The following is an 18,869-nucleotide window of genomic DNA, read 5'->3' on the forward strand; positions in this document are numbered from 1 at the left end:
GCAATTTGCCGCAATTATGCTGCACTGCGATGTAAACTGCACGTTGCGGCGTTTCCAACGTGCCGCCAATGCTGTAGATGATAGAAAAATGACAACGCTTCTGGGTGGAGAGCGTGGAATGAAAAAGTGGGTTTATACCTTCGGCAACGGTGCTGCCGAAGGCAGGGCAGGTGACGTTGCGATATTGGGCGGCAAGGGCGCGAACCTTGCCGAAATGGCAAGTCTCGGCCTTCCCGTTCCCCCCGGCCTCACCATCATAACCGATGCCTGCGCGCTTTATCACAAGAATGGCCGCGATCTTCCCGAAGAGCTGAAGCTGCAGGTCATGGCCGGCCTGCACGGCATGGAAACCGTGACCGGCAAGACCTTCGGCGGCAGCCACTCGCCGCTGCTCATCTCCGTCCGCTCCGGCGCGCGCGCCTCCATGCCCGGCATGATGGATACCGTGCTGAATTTGGGTCTCAACGATCGCACCGTTGAGGCGCTGGGCCACGATGCGGGCGACGCGCGTTTTGCCTGGGACAGCTACCGCCGCTTCATCCAGATGTATGCCGATGTGGTCATGGGCCTCGACCACGAACTGTTCGAGGAAATTCTCGAGGATGAAAAGGGCCGCCTCGGCCACGAATACGATACCGACATGTCGGCGGTCGAATGGCAGCATGTCGTTTCGCTTTATAAAAAGCTGATCGAGGATGAGCTGGACGAAGCTTTTCCGCAGGACTGTCATGTTCAGCTCTGGGGCGCAATCGGCGCCGTCTTCGCCAGCTGGACCAACCACCGCGCCGTGACCTACCGGCACCTGCACAATATTCCGGGCGACTGGGGCACGGCGGTCAACGTTCAGGCCATGGTGTTCGGCAATCTCGGCTCGTCGTCGGCAACCGGCGTCGCCTTTACCCGCAATCCTTCGACGGGCGAGGCGGAGCTTTACGGCGAATTCCTCGTCAACGCTCAAGGCGAAGATGTGGTGGCGGGCATCCGCACGCCGCAATCCATCACCGAGGCCGCGCGTCTTGCCTCCGGCTCCGACAAGCCTTCCATGGAAAAGCTGATGCCGGAGGCGTTCAGCGAATTTCTGGCGATCTGCAAGCGGCTGGAAAACCACTATCGCGACATGCAGGATCTGGAGTTCACCATCGAGCGCGGCAAGCTCTGGATGCTCCAGACCCGTTCCGGCAAGCGCACCACCCGCGCCGCCATGAAGATCGCCGTCGATATGGTGGAAGAGGGGCTGATCTCGCAGGAGGAAGCCGTCTGCCGCATCGAGCCCTCGTCGCTCGACCAGCTATTGCACCCCACCATCGATCCCGGCACATCCCGCCCCATCATCGGCTCCGGCCTGCCAGCTTCGCCGGGGGCGGCGACGGGCGAAATCGTCTTTACCGCCGAAGAGGCGGTTGCGGCGGAAGCCGAAGGCCGCCGTGTCATTCTGGTGCGCATCGAAACCAGCCCGGAAGATATTCACGGCATGCACGCCGCCGAAGGCATTTTGACGACGCGCGGCGGCATGACCAGCCACGCCGCCGTGGTGGCGCGCGGCATGGGCATTCCCTGCGTCACCGGCGCCGGCTCCATGCGCGTCGACATGCGCAACAAGGTGCTGATCGGCGTCGGCTGCATGCTCAAACGCGGCGATGTCATCACCATCGACGGCTCTTCCGGCCGGGTGCTGAAGGGCGAGGTGCCGATGACGCAGCCCGAACTCTCGGGCGATTTCGGTAAGCTGATGGAGTGGGCAGACAGCCTGCGCCGCATGACGGTGCGCACCAATGCCGACACACCCGCCGACGCCCGCGCTGCGCGTGCCTTCGGCGCGGAAGGCATCGGTCTCTGCCGTACCGAACATATGTTCTTCGAGGGCGACCGCATCCACGTCATGCGTGAGATGATCCTCGCCGAAAGCGAAAAGGGCAGGCGGGCGGCGCTCGATGAGCTTCTGCCGATGCAGCGCTCGGATTTCACCGAGCTTTTCCAGATCATGCACGGCCTGCCGGTGACGATCCGCCTGCTCGACCCGCCACTGCACGAATTCCTGCCGAAGACCGATGGCGAAATCGTCGAGGTGGCGGCCGCCATGGGCATGCCGCAGACGGTGTTCCGCCAGCGGCTGGATGCGCTGCACGAATTTAACCCCATGCTCGGCCATCGTGGCTGCCGCCTTGCCATTTCCTACCCGGAAATCGCCGAAATGCAGGCCCGCGCCATTTTCGAAGCGGCCGTTGCGGCGGCGCGCATCACCGGCGCGCCGGTCGTGCCCGAGATCATGGTGCCGCTTGTCGGTCTGCGCGCGGAACTGGATTACGTCACCGAAGTCATCGACGGCGTCGCCGCCGCCGTGGCGCAGGAGACCGGCATGGAGATCGAATATCTCACCGGCACGATGATCGAGCTGCCGCGCGCGGCACTGCGCGCGCATGTGATCGCGGAAGCGGCGGAATTTTTCTCCTTCGGCACCAACGACCTGACGCAGACTACCTTCGGCATTTCCCGCGACGATGCGGCGCGTTTCATCAATACCTATCAGCGCAAGGGCATCATCGAGCGTGACCCGTTCATCTCGCTCGATTTCGACGGTGTGGGCGAGTTGATCCGCATCGCCGCCGAACGCGGCCGCCAGACGCGGCCGGAACTGAAGCTCGGCATCTGCGGTGAACATGGCGGCGACCCGGCCTCGATCCATTTCTGCGAGGACGCCGATCTCGACTACGTTTCCTGCTCGCCCTTCCGCGTGCCTATCGCCCGCCTGGCCGCGGCGCAGGCAACGCTGGCGGCAAAGAGGGATGAGGGCAGGGTGGCGAGCAATGTCGCCTTCATTCCCGTCAGGGGTTCTGTTGGACGATGATGCGCCGCTCCACCACCACGGGGCGGTAGAACATGTCGCGGTTCATCTGCGCCTGCCAGGCGCGGTTGTCGGCGCGGCGGTCCATTTCCAGATCGAGAAGGCAACCGGCCATCGGGTCCGTGCCGGGGCGGAAACCGTAACCCCGGCAAGTCGCCTCATCCCGCGCCCGACGCTCTTCCGGCGTCAACGTCTGGCAGGCGGTGAGCGCCAGCATGGCGGCAAGCGCACCGAAGACGATGGAAACACGCATTTTGTTTCTCCCTTAACATGACAGCCGTACGGCACTTTTATTGCCGCGATTGATACGCCTGTTTTCATGTGGGGAAAAGCCGCGTTGGGGCGGAAAGTTGCATCAATCCATCATGGAGAATGGCTTGGCAGGCGGCGGCGATAGCGGTGTCAGGCGGCGTGGTGTCGTAAAATCCGACATGCTCCCGTTGCTCAGGAATCACGAAGAAAAGACGGCGGGAACAAACCCTGTTGAATGAGCCAGTCGCCGAGCAGAACCGTGAGGATGGCGATGAGGACGATGCCGCCGATAAATGCGAAGAGGCCGAGGGTGGCGCGGGGCCACCGGCGGGTTTGATAGAGGTAAATCGCAAGCCCGATGGGTGCGAGCAGAACGGTGGTGATTTTGGCGGCGGAGCTGCGCCGGAGGTCCCGCTTTTCGGCATCCTCTATCTGCCACCAGGCAAATAGCGTGATGATGCCGATCATCTGCACCAGATCGTTTGCGGTAAAGGATGCTGGAGGCCCGGCAGGCCAGACGGCCGCATCGATCAGAAGCCCGAGGGAGATGAAAGCGAGCAGGCCGACATAGATCCAGTTACGTTTCGCCATGCACAGTTTCCGCTCTAAATTGCGCTATTGTCCGTGCCGCTATCGCTATCGATGAAATTATTGCCGTCAACCCCAAACTATCAGGGAACAACGGGAATGGTCCGCATGGGGCGTCTCCCTTTTCACCGGAAACGCCCCACGATTGCCGCTGTCAGGCCGGCGCTGCTTCCCGGTCGTCGAGTGCGTCGATATCCTTGGCGTTGTTATAGACGGCCTCATCAAGAATGCCCTCGCGCTTAGCGACGAGGGTGGGCACCAGCGCCTGGCCGGCGACGTTGACCGCCGTGCGGCCCATGTCGAGGATCGGGTCGATGGCGAGCAGCAGGCCCACACCTTCCAGCGGCAGGCCGAGCGTCGAAAGCGTCAGCGTCAGCATCACCACCGCGCCCGTGAGGCCTGCCGTTGCGGCGGAACCGAGCACGGAGACGAAGACGATCAGCACATATTCCTGGATGCCGAGCGGCACCTGGAAGAACTGTGCGATGAAGATCGCCGAAATCGCCGGATAGATGGCGGCGCAGCCGTCCATCTTGGTGGTGGCGCCGAGCGGCACGGAGAAGGCGGCATATTCGCGCGGCACGCCGAGGCTCTTTTCCGTCACGGTTTCGGTGACGGGCAGCGTGCCGATGGACGAGCGCGACACGAAGGCGAGCTGGATGGCCGGCCATGCGCCCGCAAAGAAGCGCGATGGCTTCAGGCCATGGGCGAGAAGCAGCGCCGGATAGACCACGAAAAGCACCAGTGCGAGACCGATATAAACGGCCGCCGCGTACCAGCCGAGCTGCGACAGCGTCGTCCAGCCATATTGATCGACCGCGCGGCCGAGCAGGCCGATGGTGCCGATGGGGGTGAGGCGAATGACCCACCACAGGATTTTGCGCACGATGGCGAGCAGCGACTGGTTGAAGGCGAGGAACGGCTCCGCCGCCTTGCCGGCTTTCAGCGCCGCGACACCGAAGGCGATCGAGACGACGAGCAGTTGCAGCACGTTGAAGTTCAACGAGGTGCTGGCCGCGCCATTATTGAGCTTGGTAGACGCTTCGAGGCCGAAGACGTTGGCCGGCACAAGGCCCTTCAGGAAATCCAGCCAGGAACCGGTGGAAGAGGGTGCCGCCGCTGCCGTATTGGCAATCGCCGTGTTGACGCCGGGCTGAATGACGAGGCCAAGCACGATACCGATGACGACGGCGATCAATGCGGTGATGGCGAACCAGAGAAGTGTCTGCCAGACGAGCTTCGCCGCATTGGAGAGGTTCTTGAGATTGGCGATGGAGGCGACGATGGCCGTGAAGATCAGCGGCGGAACCAGCGCGCGCAAAAGCTGCACGAAAATGCTGCCGATTGTTTGCAGCGTCACCGACAACCAGTTGGGGCTGCCGGCGGCATCGGGACCGATGTTGCGCGCAACGAGCCCGAGCAGCAGACCAATGACCATGGCGATCAGAACCTGAAAGCCGAAATTGCGATAAAAGGGTTTAGGCCCGGAGGGGCCGGCGGACGTCGTTGCCTGTGACATGACATGTCTCTTTATTGTGCAAGAAAACGAGAATGTTGCACTTTTTACACGCATTCTCGAGGGAGGTCGCCGAGAATACGCCGATTTCCTCAGCAATTAAGGGATGAACGTGCGTATTTGTTGTGTTGTCGGGGAATAATTCTCTTTAGGTGAGGCAATGCGGAAAAATATTCCGTTCCTTCGTCGCCTTCGACGTCAGAGTCCTAAAACCTACAGTTTGGCAGTGTCATAGCCTGATATTCCGTCACCCCGGACCTGATCCGGGGTCCAGCGCGATCAAGTCCTTGATCGCAAAAGACTCATTCCTCACGGCGCAGCATGGCTGGATGCCGCATCATCCTCGGGCTTGTTCCGGGGACCGGCATGACGCAGAAGTTCGCATGCTTTAGCGTAGGGATCGCCTCCTCCTTTGTTTTCCTCGCCGCAAATCCGGTCTATGACATCATATGCAGGTGATTCCCTGCCAGAATTCGGGTGCAACGCTTTTTAGCCAATGCGATCTAACGGATATCCGCTTTCATGACTGTGCGTTTCGTCCGGCCTTTTTCGGTTGCAGCCTATCTTTCCCGCTATCTGGGTCTTGCGGCGCTTGTGCTGTTTCTCATCGCCGCCGGCATTCATCGTTTCGGGCCGCTGACGACGCCCGATCTTGTCGGGCTGCTCGTCATCGCTGCCGGCATCGCCCTCGCGGCCGTGCTTCTGGCGTTGATCGGGCTTCAGCGGCTGTGGACCAAGGGCGCGCGCGGCGGCCTTTCGGCGCTGGCGGCGCTGCTTCTCTCGGCCCTGCCGCTCGGCGTGGTCGGTTACGGCGCTTTTCTTTATTGGCAGCAGCCGAAGATTTATGACATCTCCACCGATCTGACCGACGTGCCGGAATGGCTGGTGACGCCCGCCGCCAACCAGCAATGGCTGGTGCGGCCCGCGACTATCACCAAGGCCGACCGCGACGCGCAGGCCGAAGCCTATGCCAGCCTCGCCGGCCGCCGTTATGAAGGCGCAATCGACCGCATCTATGCCGCCGCCAAAAAAATGGCCACCGCCCAGAATATCCGCATCGCCCACACGAAGGGGGTGATCGGGGCGGAAGATGCGCCCTCCGTCGGCGTTCCCGAGCAGGACAGGACGCAGCCTGCGGAAGAGGGACCGGTCGAGGATCTGCCCTCCATCGTGCCGGTGCCCATGGCCCGCCCGACCGACGCGCCGTTGCCCACCTTCTTTAACGGTAGCGGCGTGGTGCTGATGCAGGGCGAAACCCGCACGCGCATCTGGGGCCTGCGTTTCGATATCCTCATCCGCCTCAAGGAAGAGGCCGAAACCACCATCGTCGATGTCCGCGTCGCCTCCCGCTACGGCCCGCACGATCTCGGCATGGGTGCTGCGATTGCCGAAGCCTATCTCGATGCGCTGGACGCGGAGATGCAGGGGTTGAACGACAATTGATGTGTAGCTGACGCTACGCTTCGTCTTGATGGGGATGAGCGGGTGCCGCCTGTTTCTTCTCCCCGAGGGGGAGAAGGTGGCCCGAAGGGTCGGATGAGGGGGCAAGCTCTCCGAATATCTCTACCCTCGCCCCCTCATCCCGCTGCCGCGGACTTCTCCCCGGCGGGGAGAAGAAACAAGTGGCATCCGCTCGATCCAATCAAGGGGTGGGTGAGGGGCGAGGTCACAACGCGCCCTGAAATGTCGCGTGCCAGAAATATCCGCTATGCCGGGAAATATTCCCCCAGCAGCGACGGCGCACCATCCGTCCGCACCTCACCCTTTTCGATCAAGTCCTCGATATGCGCCAGAACGGAAAGGGCCGCCGCCCCATGCAGGCGCTTGTCGGTGCTGGCATAGATGACCTTCACCATATCGGCGATCCGCCGGTCGCCATCTTTGATGCGCTTCAGAACCGCCTTTTCCCGCATACGGCGGTGGGCGCGCAAGCCCCGCATGAAGGCGGCGGGGTCGGTGACCGGGCCGCCATGGCCAGGCAGGAACAGCCGGTCGTCGCGGGTAAGCAGCCGTTCCAGCGAGGCCATGTAATCGCTCATCGCCCCATCCGGCGGCGCGACGATGGTGGTGGCCCAGGCCATGACATGATCGGCGGAAAAGACGATGCCGCTGCCATCAAGCGCGAAGGCGGCGTGGTTGGCGGTGTGTCCCGGCGTATGCAGCGCGGTAAGCCGCCACCCATCGCCGGAAAGGCTTTGGCCGTCGCCAAGCGCGATGTCGGGTAGAAAAGCCGTATCGGAACTTTCGGCAAAGGGGTTTGTCTCCCTCACATGCAGCGGCCGGGCGGCCCGGTGCGGGCCTTCCGCCACCGTCAGCGCCCCGGTCGCCTCCTTCAGCCGGCGGGCAAGCGGCGAGTGATCGCGGTGCGTATGGCTGACGAAGATATGGGTGACCTCGCGGCCCTTCAGCGCCGCCATCAGCGCCTGAAAATGCGCCTCATCCTCCGGGCCGGGATCGATGACGGCGACGGAACGGTCGCCGACAATATAGGAGTTGGTGCCATGGAAGGTGAAGGCGGAAGGATTGTTGACGGTGATGCGCTGGATCAGCGGGGCGACAGGAACCGCCTCGCCATAGGCCGGCCGAAAATCGAGATCGAATGCCGGGTCCGCCATCGAGACCTCCTGAAAAATGCCATGCCAGCTTGAGCCGCAGCCTCAACCGCGCCATCGCCAAGCCCTAACATGCGAACTTCGCCACGGCACTCAAAAAGCTTGAATTTTGTGAAAAAATAAGTCGCCGGGTCATTGCCGGGCCGGGCAGGCTTTGCTAATCAGGCGCGGTTCAGGCAGCGGCGTTTCGCCTTCGCTGCCCTGTTGGGGCGTCGCCAAGCGGTAAGGCACCGGTTTTTGGTACCGGCATTCCCAGGTTCGAATCCTGGCGCCCCAGCCATCTATCCCAAAGTCAGAACAACGTTCGCAGGTCCCGGCGACCATCGATCACTCGAACGATTTCCACGGAATATATTTCGCCGCCATCGGTGTCCGGCACGGTTTCGTAGAGAATGACATAAGGTGCTTCGATGAGCATACGGGCGGACGGAAAAATTTCCGGGTGGCGCTCGCCGAGGTGAGGATGGTCGACCAAGCGCTCCGCTTTGGCGCGGAACCGAGCGAAATATCGCTCTGCGGCAAGAGGCTGTGATTTGCCGATATCGATATAGATTTTCTTCACATCGCTACGTGCGCGGGGCGTCCAGACAAGCTTAGTGGTCACGATTTTTCAACGAGGCCAGTTCTGCACGCGCTTCATTGAGCGCCTCGTCGAAATCCACTTCGGTTGAACCGCCACTGGCTTTGCCCTCAGCCCACAATGCGCGCAGCTTGGCGATGTCGTCGCGTCGCTGAATCCATTTTGCCGACCAGTCTCGCATCGCTTCACGGATGACTTCGCTGCTGCTGGCATAAGCACCGCTTTCCACGGCGTCACGCAAGATTTCGGCGTGCTGGGGCGTCATCGAGACGCTGATCTTTTCAACGTTGGCCATGTCATTTCCCCATGGATATTGGTAGGAATTATTACCACCAACTGGTTTTTGGCGCGAGGTATTTTTTCAACGCCCTGGTGGCAATGCACCGGAGGATGCCGGTGCGGGTGGAGAAGTCATCTCCAACAAAAAACGCCGCGCATCCGGAGACACGCGGCGTTCAATCCTAAATCGCAGCCAAGCCTTAAAGCGCGATATCCGGCACCTTCTTCACCGGCGCACCCGCAGGCGCCGCCCCGGCGCCCTTCAGCGCCTCAAGGTCGATCTGCGGCGGGGTGGGCAGCTGCAGGTGTTCGGCGGTGTAGGCCCATTCCTGCTGCACCTTTTCCGGGTCGTCATTGAGCTTCGTGCCGTAGCTCGGCACGATCTGGCGGATCTTGGCCTGCCATTCAGGCGTGGCCACCTTGTCCTTGAAGACCTTTTCCAGAACGCTGAGCATGATCGGGGCGGCCGTGGAAGCGCCCGGCGAAGCGCCGAGCAGGCCGGCGATGCTGCCGTCCTTGGCGGCGACGACTTCGGTGCCGAGCCGCAGCACGCCGCCCTTTTCTTCGTCGCGCTTGATGATCTGTACGCGCTGGCCGGCCTGCCACAGGCGCCATTCGCCCTGCTTGGCATTCGGGAAATATTCCTTCAGCGCGGCAAAACGGTCGTCATCCGACATCATCAGCTGACCGGCGAGATATTCCACCAGCGGATATTCATCGATGCCCACCCGCACCATCGGCCAGGCATTGCTGGTCGTCACGGAGGAGACGAGATCGAAATAGGAGCCTTCCTTCAGGAACTTGGTGGAGAAGGTGGCGAAAGGTCCGAACAGGATGACACGCTTGCCGCCCAGCACGCGGGTATCGAGATGCGGCACCGACATGGGCGGCGAGCCGACCGAGGCCTTGCCATAGGCCTTGGCCAGATGCTGCATCGTCACGTCGGGGTTCTCGTTGATGAGGAACGAGCCGCCCACCGGGAAGCCGGCATAATCGTCCGCTTCCGGAATGCCGGACATCTGCAGCAGATGCAGCGCGCCGCCGCCGGCGCCGATGAACACGAATTTCGCATCCACCACCTGTTCGGCATCGGTCTTGGTGTTGGTATAGGTCACGCGCCAGCTGCCATCGGCATTGCGCTGGATGTCGGAAACCTCGCTATTGACCTGCAGGTCGAAATTCTGGTCGCCCTGCAGATGCGATACGAATTGCCGGGTGATTTCGCCGAATTCCATGTCGGTGCCGAGCGGCGACCAGGTCGCGCCGATCTTCTGGGAAGGATCGCGGCCTTCCATCATCAGCGGCACCCACTTCTTGATCTGCTCGGGATCGGTGGAATATTCCATGCCGGCGAAAAGCGGGCTGACTTTGAGCGCCTGATAGCGCTTTTCCAGATAGGCGACGTTCTCATCACCCCAGACGAAGCTCATATGCGGCGTGTGGTTGATGAAGGAGCGCGGGTTCTTCAAAACGCCGTTGCGCACCTGCCAGGCCCAGAACTGCCGGGAAATCTGGAAGGATTCATTGATGTTGACGGCCTGGGTGATCTTGATGTTGCCGTTGTCGTCTTCCGGCGTGTAGTTGAGTTCGGCAAGCGCCGAGTGGCCGGTGCCGGCATTGTTCCAGCCGTTCGAGCTTTCAAGCGCCACGCCATCCAGCCGCTCCAGCATCTGCATCGACCAGGTGGGCTCGAGTTCGCGCAGCCACACACCGAGCGTCGCGCTCATGATGCCGCCGCCGATCAAAAGCACGTCGACCTTCTTGGCGGCCGTATTGGCGAGAAGTGGGGAAGAGGGCAGTGCCGCTGCGGCAATTCCGGCGAGCGCGCCGCCCAGAACCTGTCGGCGGTTCATGGGAAATGCGTTGGAAAGGGAGGTTTCCTGGGAAAGATCAGTGAGCTGGGATTTGTCTTGATCGATGGGAGTCACGGCCATACCTGATTCTTGTTTTGTGTTAAAAACATTCCTCCCGTTCGCCCCGTTACAGCAAAGCGCAAACCGGCACAACCCGGACTCTTTCACTCCAGTTCAAGCAGTTTTGCAGGGATTTTGCAGGGACATATGGTCGCAACGGCCAATTTTGCGGTTTTGCCGATCGTCATTTTTATGACGGCGAAGATTAGACGGCGCTTTCAAACGGTTGAAAGGGTTCTGTGAGCGGGATATCGCGGAAAGGCGGATATGACGCTGTTTCCTGCGCGTCACGGGTCGCAGGGTGCGGCTATAGGCAAAAATTTTTTCAGAAAAATGACAATAATCCCGAAAAAGTGAAAAGGCCCGCCGGTTCGGGCGGGCCTTGCTGCATCTGGCCTGTGGCCGAAGATCAGTCTGCGGCGAGGAATTCCGCGCAATAGCTCGGGCCGTTGATGCCGGGGCGGTCGGAAACCGTGCGCACGGCGGTAATCTTGTAATCGCTGGAAACGACGAGCTGCACCGTGCAGGAGAGCGAGGCGGTGCGGGCGGGCGAGATCTGGCGACCCTTCTTGCCATCCTTGCCTTCTTCGAACCTAGCCGGAATGGTGGCCTTCCTGTAGCCGCCGCGCCAGTTATAGACGGTGGAGCTGCCGGTTTCCGTATCGCTCAGCGGCGGGCCGAATTTTGCGAAGAAAATACCTGCGGACTGGCCGACCCAGCGGGTCTCAACGGGGCTCTTCTGGGTGAAAGAGGGAGTGGAGCCGCCCGTGGAAGTGGTGCAGGCCGAGAGCGCAATGGCAAACGCTGCAAGCGTTACGCTGCGAGATAGCATGGTGAAATGTCCTTTGTGCCGAGTCCGGCTTCCCGCCGGTCATTCCGTTCCCCTAGCAGATTTGGAGACGGCGGGCAGGGGAGGTGTGCGGCTCGATGAAAATTTCCTGCCACAATTGCTTTTTTGTAACGTTTTGAGGCCTTCCAGCCGGTGCCACAGGCTCCTGGCAGGGTTGTTTCAACAGATGGGAAAAACTTGTCACAAAAAATGCAATAAGCCGCTTGTCGAATGCCGGAGGCTGGTCTATAGAAGCGCCGCTGGTCACGGAGTGTAGCGCAGTCTGGTAGCGCACCACGTTCGGGACGTGGGGGTCGAGTGTTCGAATCACTCCACTCCGACCAGTCGAAAACCCCGCATTTGCGGGGTTTTTTCGTTTCTGGGTGTCGGCACTTCGAGCTTCCTCCGACAACATCATCGACAACATCGAGTTTTCCTTCCGGTCGAATGTTGTCGAAGCAATTTCAGGCGACGATCGTGAGTCTTGAAGCGATAAAATCTTAAGTTGTGCTTCTCTGCTCCTGTGAGCATCCGCTTACTGTTTCTCCGGCCCGTACACCTGAGCTAGACTCGTGGCACCTTCTTGACTCCCTGATGAGAACAAAATAGGAACATTATCCGCAGTCAACGGAATTTGCTCCTACGGAGGTCACCTATGTCTGAGCAGCTCGCACTCGATATCCTCAATGATGATCCGGTCGAACCCGTAGCAGAGGAAGAGGTTGATCTGGCTGAGTCGGTTCTCTCGGCGCACGGTGGTGACGCACTTGCTGCAATCCGCAGCCTTCTTGAAGATGCCGATTTTCTTCGCGACCAGCTCTACATTGCCAGCAACCTGATGAGCCGCGGCATCTCCCGTGGATGGCGGCCTCAGTACGAACGACTGAGCTGAAGCGGTGAAGCATCGGCGGGGAGTAGATTTGCTCGCTGCGCCGCAGACCGTCCATTCTGCTGGTCCACCGTCATACCCGAGGTTGGACCAGTTGCCGGAATGGTACGTCCTTCTCGGTTGGTGTCAGCGATGTCGTCGGTACGGCCAGGTGGAGCGTCGGGATGTCCGCCGGGTGCTCGGCTACGACGCTCAGCTCGATGATGTGCAGCACAGACTCTACTGCACCGCCTGCCACACGCGGCACGGTCACAAGTTATCGCTTCGCAAACTTCCGCGATAACGGGCAGTCAGTCATAGCGGACGCGGCAGAAAGCGGTGGACATGTCGTATGCAGCTTGTTCTTGCGCGTCTCGAAGCCAGGTGTCTTCGCCACCCTCGTCTTCGCGCGTTGTCTCAGGCTGCAGTTTAACCGTCTTGATGACCGTCGTCAGCGGGCGTTTTTCTGGGCGTTTTGGCATCTCACTCTCCCTGTCTTGTGTTTTAGGATGGTCGCCGCCGGCGATTATCGAAACAAGGTCCTCGACGCAGGAATCGCGACCGGCTACGGTCGCCGTATGAAGAGGAGCCTGGGCGACTATCTCATCATCGGCCTCATCGTCCTGGTCATGTGCGCTACCATCATCGGTGCCGCGCTCAGGATCTACCAGGCTGCGGCGGGAGGATAGACAAGCCTCGGGCAAGGGCAGGGGAGTGTCATGACGATATCCTGCGGCCGGTATCACAACCAGAATGAATAAAGTTCTGGAAAGAGAACAAAACGTAAACTATTGAAGTTCTATCGTGGGATGCCAGTTGATATCCTGCGAGCGAGAATCGGAGAGTATGATGTCCAAACCGAACCCTACCTTTTACGAGTTCTTCGCGGGTGCTGGCATGGCACGCGCTGGCCTCGGCAAGGGCTGGGAATGCGTGTTTGCAAATGACTTCGACCGCAAGAAGGGCATGACCTATCAGCTCAACTGGGGCCTTGGTGGTGAGCTGCTCGTCGACGATATCCGCAAGGTCAAAATCGAAAGCCTGCCGGGTGTGGCCGATCTCGTCTGGGGTTCGTTCCCGTGTCAGGACCTGTCGCTTGCTGGGGGCGGTGCGGGTCTCAAAGGCGAGCGCAGCGGCACCTTCTATCCGTTCTGGGACATCATTGCTGATCTCAAGGAAGACGGACGCGCGCCCCGCGTGATCGCGCTTGAGAACGTCAACGGCACACTGACCTCACACGCTGGAAAAGACTTCGCCGCCATCTGTGAGACCTTCACCAAACACGGTTACCGCTACGGTGCGCTTGTCATCGATGCCGCCGTCTTCGTTCCTCAGTCGCGGCCGAGGTTGTTTGTTGTCGGTGTCCGCGAAGATATCGAGATCGATGCCGCGCTCATCGCTCCGGGTCCGACGATGCCGTTCCACACCCGCGGACTGCGCGCAGCCGTTGATCGTGTTCCTGCATCTGCGTTGAAGAACTGGGTTTGGTGGAATCTGTCGATGCCCGCGATGCGCACCAGCACGTTCGCCGACATCATCGAAGAGAACCCGGCTTCTGTTGAATGGCACACGCAGGCCGAGACGGCAAAGCTTCTTGATTCCATGTCTCCGGTCAACCGCGCCAAGGTCGAGGCCGCCAAGCGTGCAGGCCGCCGTATGGTTGGCGGCATCTACAAGCGTACACGTCAAGACGCAGAGGGCCGCGGTGTGCGCGCCGAAGTTCGTTTTGACGATGTTGCTGGCTGCCTTCGTACGCCTGCAGGCGGCTCCTCGCGTCAAACCATCATCGTCGTCGACGGCAACGTTGTGCGCAGCCGCCTGATTTCCGCACGGGAGACTGCTCGGCTCATGGGACTGCCGGACACATACAAGCTACCGAAGGCCTACAATGAGGCCTATCACTTGATGGGCGATGGCGTTGCCGTGCCAGTCGTTCGGTTCCTCGCGCAGCATTTGCTGGAGCCCCTCGCGGGTGTAATCTCCTCGGACGAATCAACCGATGAGATACATGTGGCATGACTGCCGACTCGCCGATACCATGCATTGCAAACGCCGAACTGCGTAAGAGGATCGAGACTTTCGCCGAAGTCCTCAAGACCGAAGCCCACAAGCTGGGCGATCACGGTCTTGATGAGAACGAATTCTACAATTCGGGCCTTTTCCGCGGCGCGGTTGAACGCATCCGGGGGCAGTTCATCGCTTCGATGTCCGACAAGCGCGAATTCGTCCGCCACGTCCTGAACTATATGCAGGATCAGAACGCGATCAAGGAATGGCACTCCGCAGGTGAGAGCAACCGCCATGACTACGTGGTGGAGCTGCTGGACGGCACCAAGTCCGCAATAGAACTCAAAGGCTGCCTGGACGGCAATAATACCAATATTTTCGAGCGCCCGCCGCACGTCAACGAGTTCATAATCTGGTCGATCTGTTCGAACCCGGGTGCTGACCCGGCGCATAATGCGTGGTCAGGCATCCACACCCGTCTCTCTGCAGAGATCATCTCGCGCAGCCAGGTGGTGGATGGTTTGATGATATGGGACTGGGCTTGCGGGACGATTGGTCGCCCCTGTCCCAAGGTGGCCGTTGGGGGCGCGCCTGTAACGGTCATCGGTCCTTATGAGCTACCGCCGCCCTGCATCTACCTCTTCCCGGCAACGATTCCTGCGCCCAGAAACAACCCGTCGCCAGTGCCTCAGACGATCGATCAGGTCGGTCTGCTGAAGGCCTTCCACACCTGCTTCGGCGGCAATGACCAACACCTGCATCAGGTTGGCTTCGCGGTCGAATATCAAGGCGTGGAAACCGTTCGGACAACGACGATTACCCGCGACGGCATCATCGCCAAGCAGTCTGGGCCCTCCCCCATCAAGCGCACATAGCTTGCATCCGTCGCGCCGGCGGCAAATCATTCTTCTGAACTGGAGAATGATGACGTGGCGCAATGGACGGATGAAGAAGATGAGTTCCTCAAGACAGCTCTGGCTGACGGACTGTCGCCTAGTCAGATTCACGTCGGCGATCATTCGCTGAAAGCGATCTACTCGCGGATGAATCGCCTCGGTCTTCACTCACACTATGCCAAAGGTGGGAAGCAAATCGGTTACGCGCTGCGTAAGTGCCTTCCGTGCGGTAGGACATTCGGCTCCTCGCACATTGGAAACCGTATCTGCCCCCAATGCGTCGAGACTCATCTCAAACAAGTTGCGTAACGGAGCCCTCCGTTAACCTTGGCATGGTCCTCCTGTTGACGGCGATTCTCAGATGCGATCGATTGCTCTGCGAATTGTTGACACAGGAGTTCCGCACATGAGCATGACGATCTTCGATTCCAAAGACCCTGCTGGCCGAGCGGTTCTCGAACTCGGTCTGCTGACCAGTGTCATCGCGACGACTTTCGCGGAGGCTGCTGCCGCTGGCAAACAGGCTGCCGAACGCCGCAAAGAGCGGCGCGCGGCCTACAAGTATGCTTGCGAGTTGAACGAAGCCCGCGGACGGGCGGATGAGTTGGGCCGTGTCGCCATTCGTGCAGTTCGCCATGTCGCGAGCCTGGAGGCTGAAGTCCGGCGCTTGCACGTCGCTCTTGAGCAGCGTCAGGCGCATATCGACCGCATGCGGAACGCTGGGTGAAATCATGGATATGTCGGATAAGGCTATGGCCGAACGCTGGGGCCACATCCTGAATGAGATCCCGGAGTTGTGGGACGCGATCCGGATCTACGAAATGCAAAGCCGCCCCGCTAAGGGCAGCTTCAAGGTTCGAGGCGATGCCGGGGTCTCAATGCAGGGTGGCACGGGGAACGAACTTCGGATTCGGGTTGGCCGCGCCTGAGGACATGAAAAGCTCTGCGTGGCGGGCCGCGATGGACTCGCGAAGGTATTCCCTCTTCTCGTCTTCCGACATTTCCTCGACGATCGTAGCGGCTCCCGGGATCCTGAGAACCTGCGGAGCCGCTTCAGTTTCCGCAGGACGGAGTTTCGCCCGATTGAGCAACAGCTTCCCGGCTTCGAGGCTCTGTTTACATGCGGCTTCACCTGATTGGCCCAGCATGACCAGATCGGCATCTGACAAACGCAGAAGCCAGTCCTGCTGCTCGCTAGTAAGCTTGCCGAGATCCATCATCTTCCGTGCCTCCTCGGAGGCCGTGCAGTAGGCATGGACGATATGAGCGGGTGTCATGTCGGCAGCGATGGTGTCGATGGCATCCAGCGCTCTCCTGGCCTCTTTCTCCGCGTCGACGATGTCTTCCATCTGCAGGTTCTCGTGGCCGTCAGTGCGCGGTGGTGGAACCATTCCGAAAAACCGGAAGATGCTGTTAAGCACGGCACCGAGGAGATGCAGGACTGCATCGATCCACGAGATTGGATTCCACCATTGGAACTGCTTGGTCTTCTTCATGTCGTCCTCCGATTTGTTCTGGGAGGATGATGTGCGGCTGGTGCGCAATGGACAAAACGGCCGGCCGATCAACGACCGGGCCGCTGTCTCCTACTCCTTCAGAGAAAGCTTCGCAGGCTCTTCGCACTTTCACGATCGGTAACGGCCGATACGCGGCTCCCATTGATGTCGATGTTCACGTTGACCTGTGGTGCCTTTCGCGACCAGAACGAGCGCCTCGAGGGCACCGTTACCCGAACCTGATCCTCTGGCTGCTGCGTGCGATCACGCTTGCCGAAACCACGATCAATGGCGGCACTCCGGCGCTGGGCGATCAGATCGCCGGAAGTCTGCGGATAGTCGTGCGGCAAATCAAACAGATCGCGATATTCATTCCACTCCAGGCCGTGGACTTGTCGGACGTAACGGGCGAGAAACTTCCGCTTTTTCCCGTCTATCAGGCAGACGATGCCGTCGTCCTGGATGGCCTCCTGAGGATCCATGAAGGGCGCTACCTTGCCTCTGTCTCGCTCGTTCAACTCTACTAGCTCACACCCCGAAATGGTAAGCCAGTCGCTGTATGCCTCGGCGTAAGTCAGACCCGCCCCAGTGGCGATGTCGCGCTTTAACTGTTCAATCAGGTCGGCGGTGCGAGCCGCAGCGGCCGTCTTGAGCGCATCCCTGACAAAGCTAAGCTTTTCGATGGCCTTTTCGACCTCTGCCAGATCGTTCAGCGAATTCACGTCGATGGAAATCATGATGTCCTCCCTTAATGTTCCCGGAAGAATTGTTTGCGCCGGCGGATCAAGAAGCAAATATTTGATCCGGGCATGGCCCATGAGGTCGCCTTTGCGGCCGGAGTAACCTCCCTTCGGGGAGGTTTTCTTTTTCGTACACCGCCTTGATGCCCGGGTTGTCGCTGGATAAGTTTGCAGCAACTTCTGGGGGCGGATTTGAAGATTAATCTATCAAAGCACCAACGCTACGCGGCTCTCGCCGCCGCCGCGGTTATCCTAATTGTTCTCTATGTGCAGATCAGTGAGGAAGGGTTCGACGGCTACGGTTGGGTTCTGGCCCTCGTGGTGGCGCTTGCTCTCGTAATCCTTGGACTTGGGCCAGTCGGTACTGCTCCGCCACCGCCGCTGCAGGAAAAGAAGCCTGCAGTTAATCGTCCTACTCCGCAAGAGCTTGAGGTGATGCACCAGAAGCTGCGCGATAACGCTGAGGTGCTGGCGATAGAAGTTGAGGAGCGCGCGAAGATAATCGCGCAGAATATCCTTGCTTCGCAGCCTCAAGAGTTGCGCTTCGTGGGAGAAGACGGTGGGGCTTCCCCAGTCGTCGCAGGTCTGGAATCGTTTATCCGCGATCGCTCTCTTCTTTTCTCCCTTGGCTTGGTGGGGATAAGGCAGACGACTGATTATCAGCTCTATGTCACAGGGATTGAGTACAAAGACACCGAGAAGCGGGTATTCGACATCATTGCCCGGGAACAGATTGCTGGAATGATGGCAATGGGGCTGCCCGTGGACAAGGACAAGCTTCTCCCACCACTGCTAAAGGATCTGCAGGCGATCCGGAAATGTGTCGTACTGGCTGCCGAGGCCAACAAACGGGGCGATAGCGACGCATCTGCTCCTTTGGTGGCCTGGCTAGCCGCTCAGGGCATGAAGATCACCGATGACAACATCATTCGGAGCGCTCTCCAGAAATGAAAACCGGGTGGCAGCCGATCAAGGCCACCACCCGGTTACGAGATGATCATGTAGAGCTCGAAGCTATTTCGACTGCAGGCGAGACCGCTGACCGTCGTAGAACGCCGCGCATTCATCGATTTGGCGGTCAATGGCATCAGCGCTGTATTCCCAACGCTTCTGCGTCCACCGGACCTTTTCGCCAGCCTTGGGAACGACGCGCCCCATATGCTGGCGGCAATCGTCAGGGAGGGCGGGCAGCGCAACCCCAGCGGAGATCCTGCCTACCGTCTCTGCTGCAGCCTCGAGACGCTTCTCAGTGGTCTGACAGCCAGCGGAGATCACCATCAGTCCACACAGCGCCATCGCTGCCAGCATCTTCGGCAATGAGTTTCTCGAGCTTTTCATATGCATCTTCCTTAGTGTTGATTGCCACTGAGAACTGACCCGGCGTGGCGTGATATTTCCATTGAGAATTGACCCATGTTCCAACCTTCCCTCGCATGTTTTCAGCGAGGGCT

19 protein-coding genes and 2 tRNA genes are annotated in these 18,869 nt (G+C 59.9%); 9 read left to right on the forward strand and 12 right to left on the reverse strand.

Features of this window, described 5'->3' with window-relative positions; all coding sequences use genetic code 11:
• Positions 1–118: 118 nt before the first annotated feature.
• Positions 119–2,845 carry a pyruvate, phosphate dikinase gene (gene ppdK, locus ACQZ5N_RS25395; RefSeq protein ID WP_059754071.1) on the forward strand — a complete coding sequence of 909 codons (2,727 nt, stop codon included), beginning with the start codon at positions 119–121 and terminating at the stop codon, positions 2,843–2,845.
• Here the strand turns inward: ppdK and ACQZ5N_RS25400 are convergent.
• The 3 genes from ACQZ5N_RS25400 to ACQZ5N_RS25410 form a co-directional block, all read right to left on the reverse strand.
• On the reverse strand, positions 2,823–3,095 hold the full coding sequence (locus ACQZ5N_RS25400) for a hypothetical protein (protein ID WP_035260597.1): 273 nt from the start codon (positions 3,093–3,095) through the stop codon (positions 2,823–2,825). The genes ppdK and ACQZ5N_RS25400 overlap by 23 nt on opposite strands.
• A 191-nt stretch (positions 3,096–3,286) precedes the next feature.
• The gene (locus ACQZ5N_RS25405) at positions 3,287–3,685 is read right to left on the reverse strand and encodes a hypothetical protein (RefSeq protein ID WP_003520482.1); all 399 of its coding nucleotides are present in this window, start codon (positions 3,683–3,685) and stop codon (positions 3,287–3,289) included.
• Between the two features lie 151 nt (positions 3,686–3,836).
• On the reverse strand, positions 3,837–5,201 hold the full coding sequence (locus tag ACQZ5N_RS25410) for a dicarboxylate/amino acid:cation symporter (protein WP_196379546.1): 1,365 nt from the start codon (positions 5,199–5,201) through the stop codon (positions 3,837–3,839).
• 519 nt (positions 5,202–5,720) lie between these two features.
• Here ACQZ5N_RS25410 and ACQZ5N_RS25415 point away from each other — a divergent pair.
• Positions 5,721–6,641, forward strand: a complete 921-nt coding sequence (locus ACQZ5N_RS25415) for a DUF1499 domain-containing protein (RefSeq protein WP_448734452.1) — start codon at positions 5,721–5,723, stop codon at positions 6,639–6,641.
• A 263-nt stretch (positions 6,642–6,904) separates the two neighbouring features.
• Here ACQZ5N_RS25415 and ACQZ5N_RS25420 read toward each other — a convergent pair whose 3' ends face one another.
• Positions 6,905–7,813 (reverse strand): MBL fold metallo-hydrolase, encoded by a 909-nt coding sequence (locus ACQZ5N_RS25420; protein WP_448734453.1) that lies wholly within the window; start codon positions 7,811–7,813, stop codon positions 6,905–6,907.
• Positions 7,814–8,015: 202 nt separating this feature from the next.
• Between ACQZ5N_RS25420 and ACQZ5N_RS25425 the strand changes: the two genes are divergently transcribed.
• Positions 8,016–8,090 (forward strand) — tRNA-Gln (locus ACQZ5N_RS25425).
• A gap of 12 nt (positions 8,091–8,102) precedes the next feature.
• Here ACQZ5N_RS25425 and ACQZ5N_RS25430 read toward each other — a convergent pair.
• The 4 genes from ACQZ5N_RS25430 to ACQZ5N_RS25445 all read right to left on the reverse strand — a co-directional run bounded on the left by ACQZ5N_RS25430 (position 8,103) and on the right by ACQZ5N_RS25445 (position 11,414).
• Positions 8,103–8,414: a type II toxin-antitoxin system RelE/ParE family toxin gene (locus ACQZ5N_RS25430; protein ID WP_448734454.1), complete on the reverse strand. Its 312-nt coding sequence runs from the start codon at positions 8,412–8,414 to the stop codon at positions 8,103–8,105.
• The gene (locus ACQZ5N_RS25435; protein WP_262534918.1) at positions 8,404–8,685 is read right to left on the reverse strand and encodes a ribbon-helix-helix domain-containing protein; all 282 of its coding nucleotides are present in this window, start codon (positions 8,683–8,685) and stop codon (positions 8,404–8,406) included. The genes ACQZ5N_RS25430 and ACQZ5N_RS25435 overlap by 11 nt, the downstream gene beginning before the upstream one ends.
• A gap of 184 nt (positions 8,686–8,869) precedes the next feature.
• Positions 8,870–10,603 (reverse strand): malate dehydrogenase (quinone), encoded by a 1,734-nt coding sequence (gene mqo, locus ACQZ5N_RS25440; RefSeq protein WP_448734455.1) that lies wholly within the window; start codon positions 10,601–10,603, stop codon positions 8,870–8,872.
• Between the two features lie 388 nt (positions 10,604–10,991).
• Positions 10,992–11,414, reverse strand: a complete 423-nt coding sequence (locus tag ACQZ5N_RS25445) for a hypothetical protein (RefSeq protein WP_003520473.1) — start codon at positions 11,412–11,414, stop codon at positions 10,992–10,994.
• Positions 11,415–11,678: 264 nt separating this feature from the next.
• On the opposite strand from ACQZ5N_RS25445, the gene ACQZ5N_RS25450 reads away from it, so the two are divergent.
• Positions 11,679–11,755: transfer RNA gene (locus ACQZ5N_RS25450), tRNA-Pro, on the forward strand.
• A 311-nt stretch (positions 11,756–12,066) separates the two neighbouring features.
• Positions 12,067–12,303: a hypothetical protein gene (locus ACQZ5N_RS25455; protein WP_448734456.1), complete on the forward strand. Its 237-nt coding sequence runs from the start codon at positions 12,067–12,069 to the stop codon at positions 12,301–12,303.
• A gap of 287 nt (positions 12,304–12,590) precedes the next feature.
• On the opposite strand, the gene ACQZ5N_RS25460 is transcribed toward ACQZ5N_RS25455, so the two are convergent.
• Entirely contained in the window at positions 12,591–12,761 is a 171-nt protein-coding gene (locus ACQZ5N_RS25460; RefSeq protein WP_448734457.1) for a hypothetical protein, read from the reverse strand.
• Positions 12,762–13,128: 367 nt separating this feature from the next.
• On the opposite strand from ACQZ5N_RS25460, the gene ACQZ5N_RS25465 reads away from it, so the two are divergent.
• The 3 genes from ACQZ5N_RS25465 (at position 13,129) to ACQZ5N_RS25475 (ending at position 15,909) form a co-directional block, all read left to right on the forward strand.
• Entirely contained in the window at positions 13,129–14,298 is a 1,170-nt protein-coding gene (locus tag ACQZ5N_RS25465) for a DNA cytosine methyltransferase (protein ID WP_448734458.1), read from the forward strand.
• The gene (locus tag ACQZ5N_RS25470; protein ID WP_448734459.1) at positions 14,295–15,161 is read left to right on the forward strand and encodes a hypothetical protein; all 867 of its coding nucleotides are present in this window, start codon (positions 14,295–14,297) and stop codon (positions 15,159–15,161) included. The genes ACQZ5N_RS25465 and ACQZ5N_RS25470 overlap by 4 nt, the downstream gene beginning before the upstream one ends.
• Positions 15,162–15,588: 427 nt before the next feature.
• Positions 15,589–15,909, forward strand: coding sequence for a hypothetical protein (locus tag ACQZ5N_RS25475; RefSeq protein WP_448734460.1), 321 nt, complete (start codon positions 15,589–15,591; stop codon positions 15,907–15,909).
• Positions 15,910–16,057: 148 nt separating this feature from the next.
• Here ACQZ5N_RS25475 and ACQZ5N_RS25480 read toward each other — a convergent pair whose 3' ends face one another.
• Positions 16,058–16,678 carry a hypothetical protein gene (locus tag ACQZ5N_RS25480; RefSeq protein ID WP_448734461.1) on the reverse strand — a complete coding sequence of 207 codons (621 nt, stop codon included), beginning with the start codon at positions 16,676–16,678 and terminating at the stop codon, positions 16,058–16,060.
• Positions 16,679–16,776: 98 nt separating this feature from the next.
• Complete coding sequence (locus tag ACQZ5N_RS25485) at positions 16,777–17,415, reverse strand: MucR family transcriptional regulator (RefSeq protein WP_448734462.1); 639 nt, start codon at positions 17,413–17,415, stop codon at positions 16,777–16,779.
• 171 nt (positions 17,416–17,586) lie between these two features.
• Between ACQZ5N_RS25485 and ACQZ5N_RS25490 the strand changes: the two genes are divergently transcribed.
• Positions 17,587–18,369 carry a hypothetical protein gene (locus ACQZ5N_RS25490; protein WP_448734463.1) on the forward strand — a complete coding sequence of 261 codons (783 nt, stop codon included), beginning with the start codon at positions 17,587–17,589 and terminating at the stop codon, positions 18,367–18,369.
• 295 nt (positions 18,370–18,664) lie between these two features.
• On the opposite strand, the gene ACQZ5N_RS25495 is transcribed toward ACQZ5N_RS25490, so the two are convergent.
• On the reverse strand, positions 18,665–18,869 hold a 205-nt coding region (locus tag ACQZ5N_RS25495), incomplete at its 5' end, for a hypothetical protein (RefSeq protein ID WP_448734464.1).

Source organism: Agrobacterium sp. 22-221-1 (assembly GCF_053522445.1).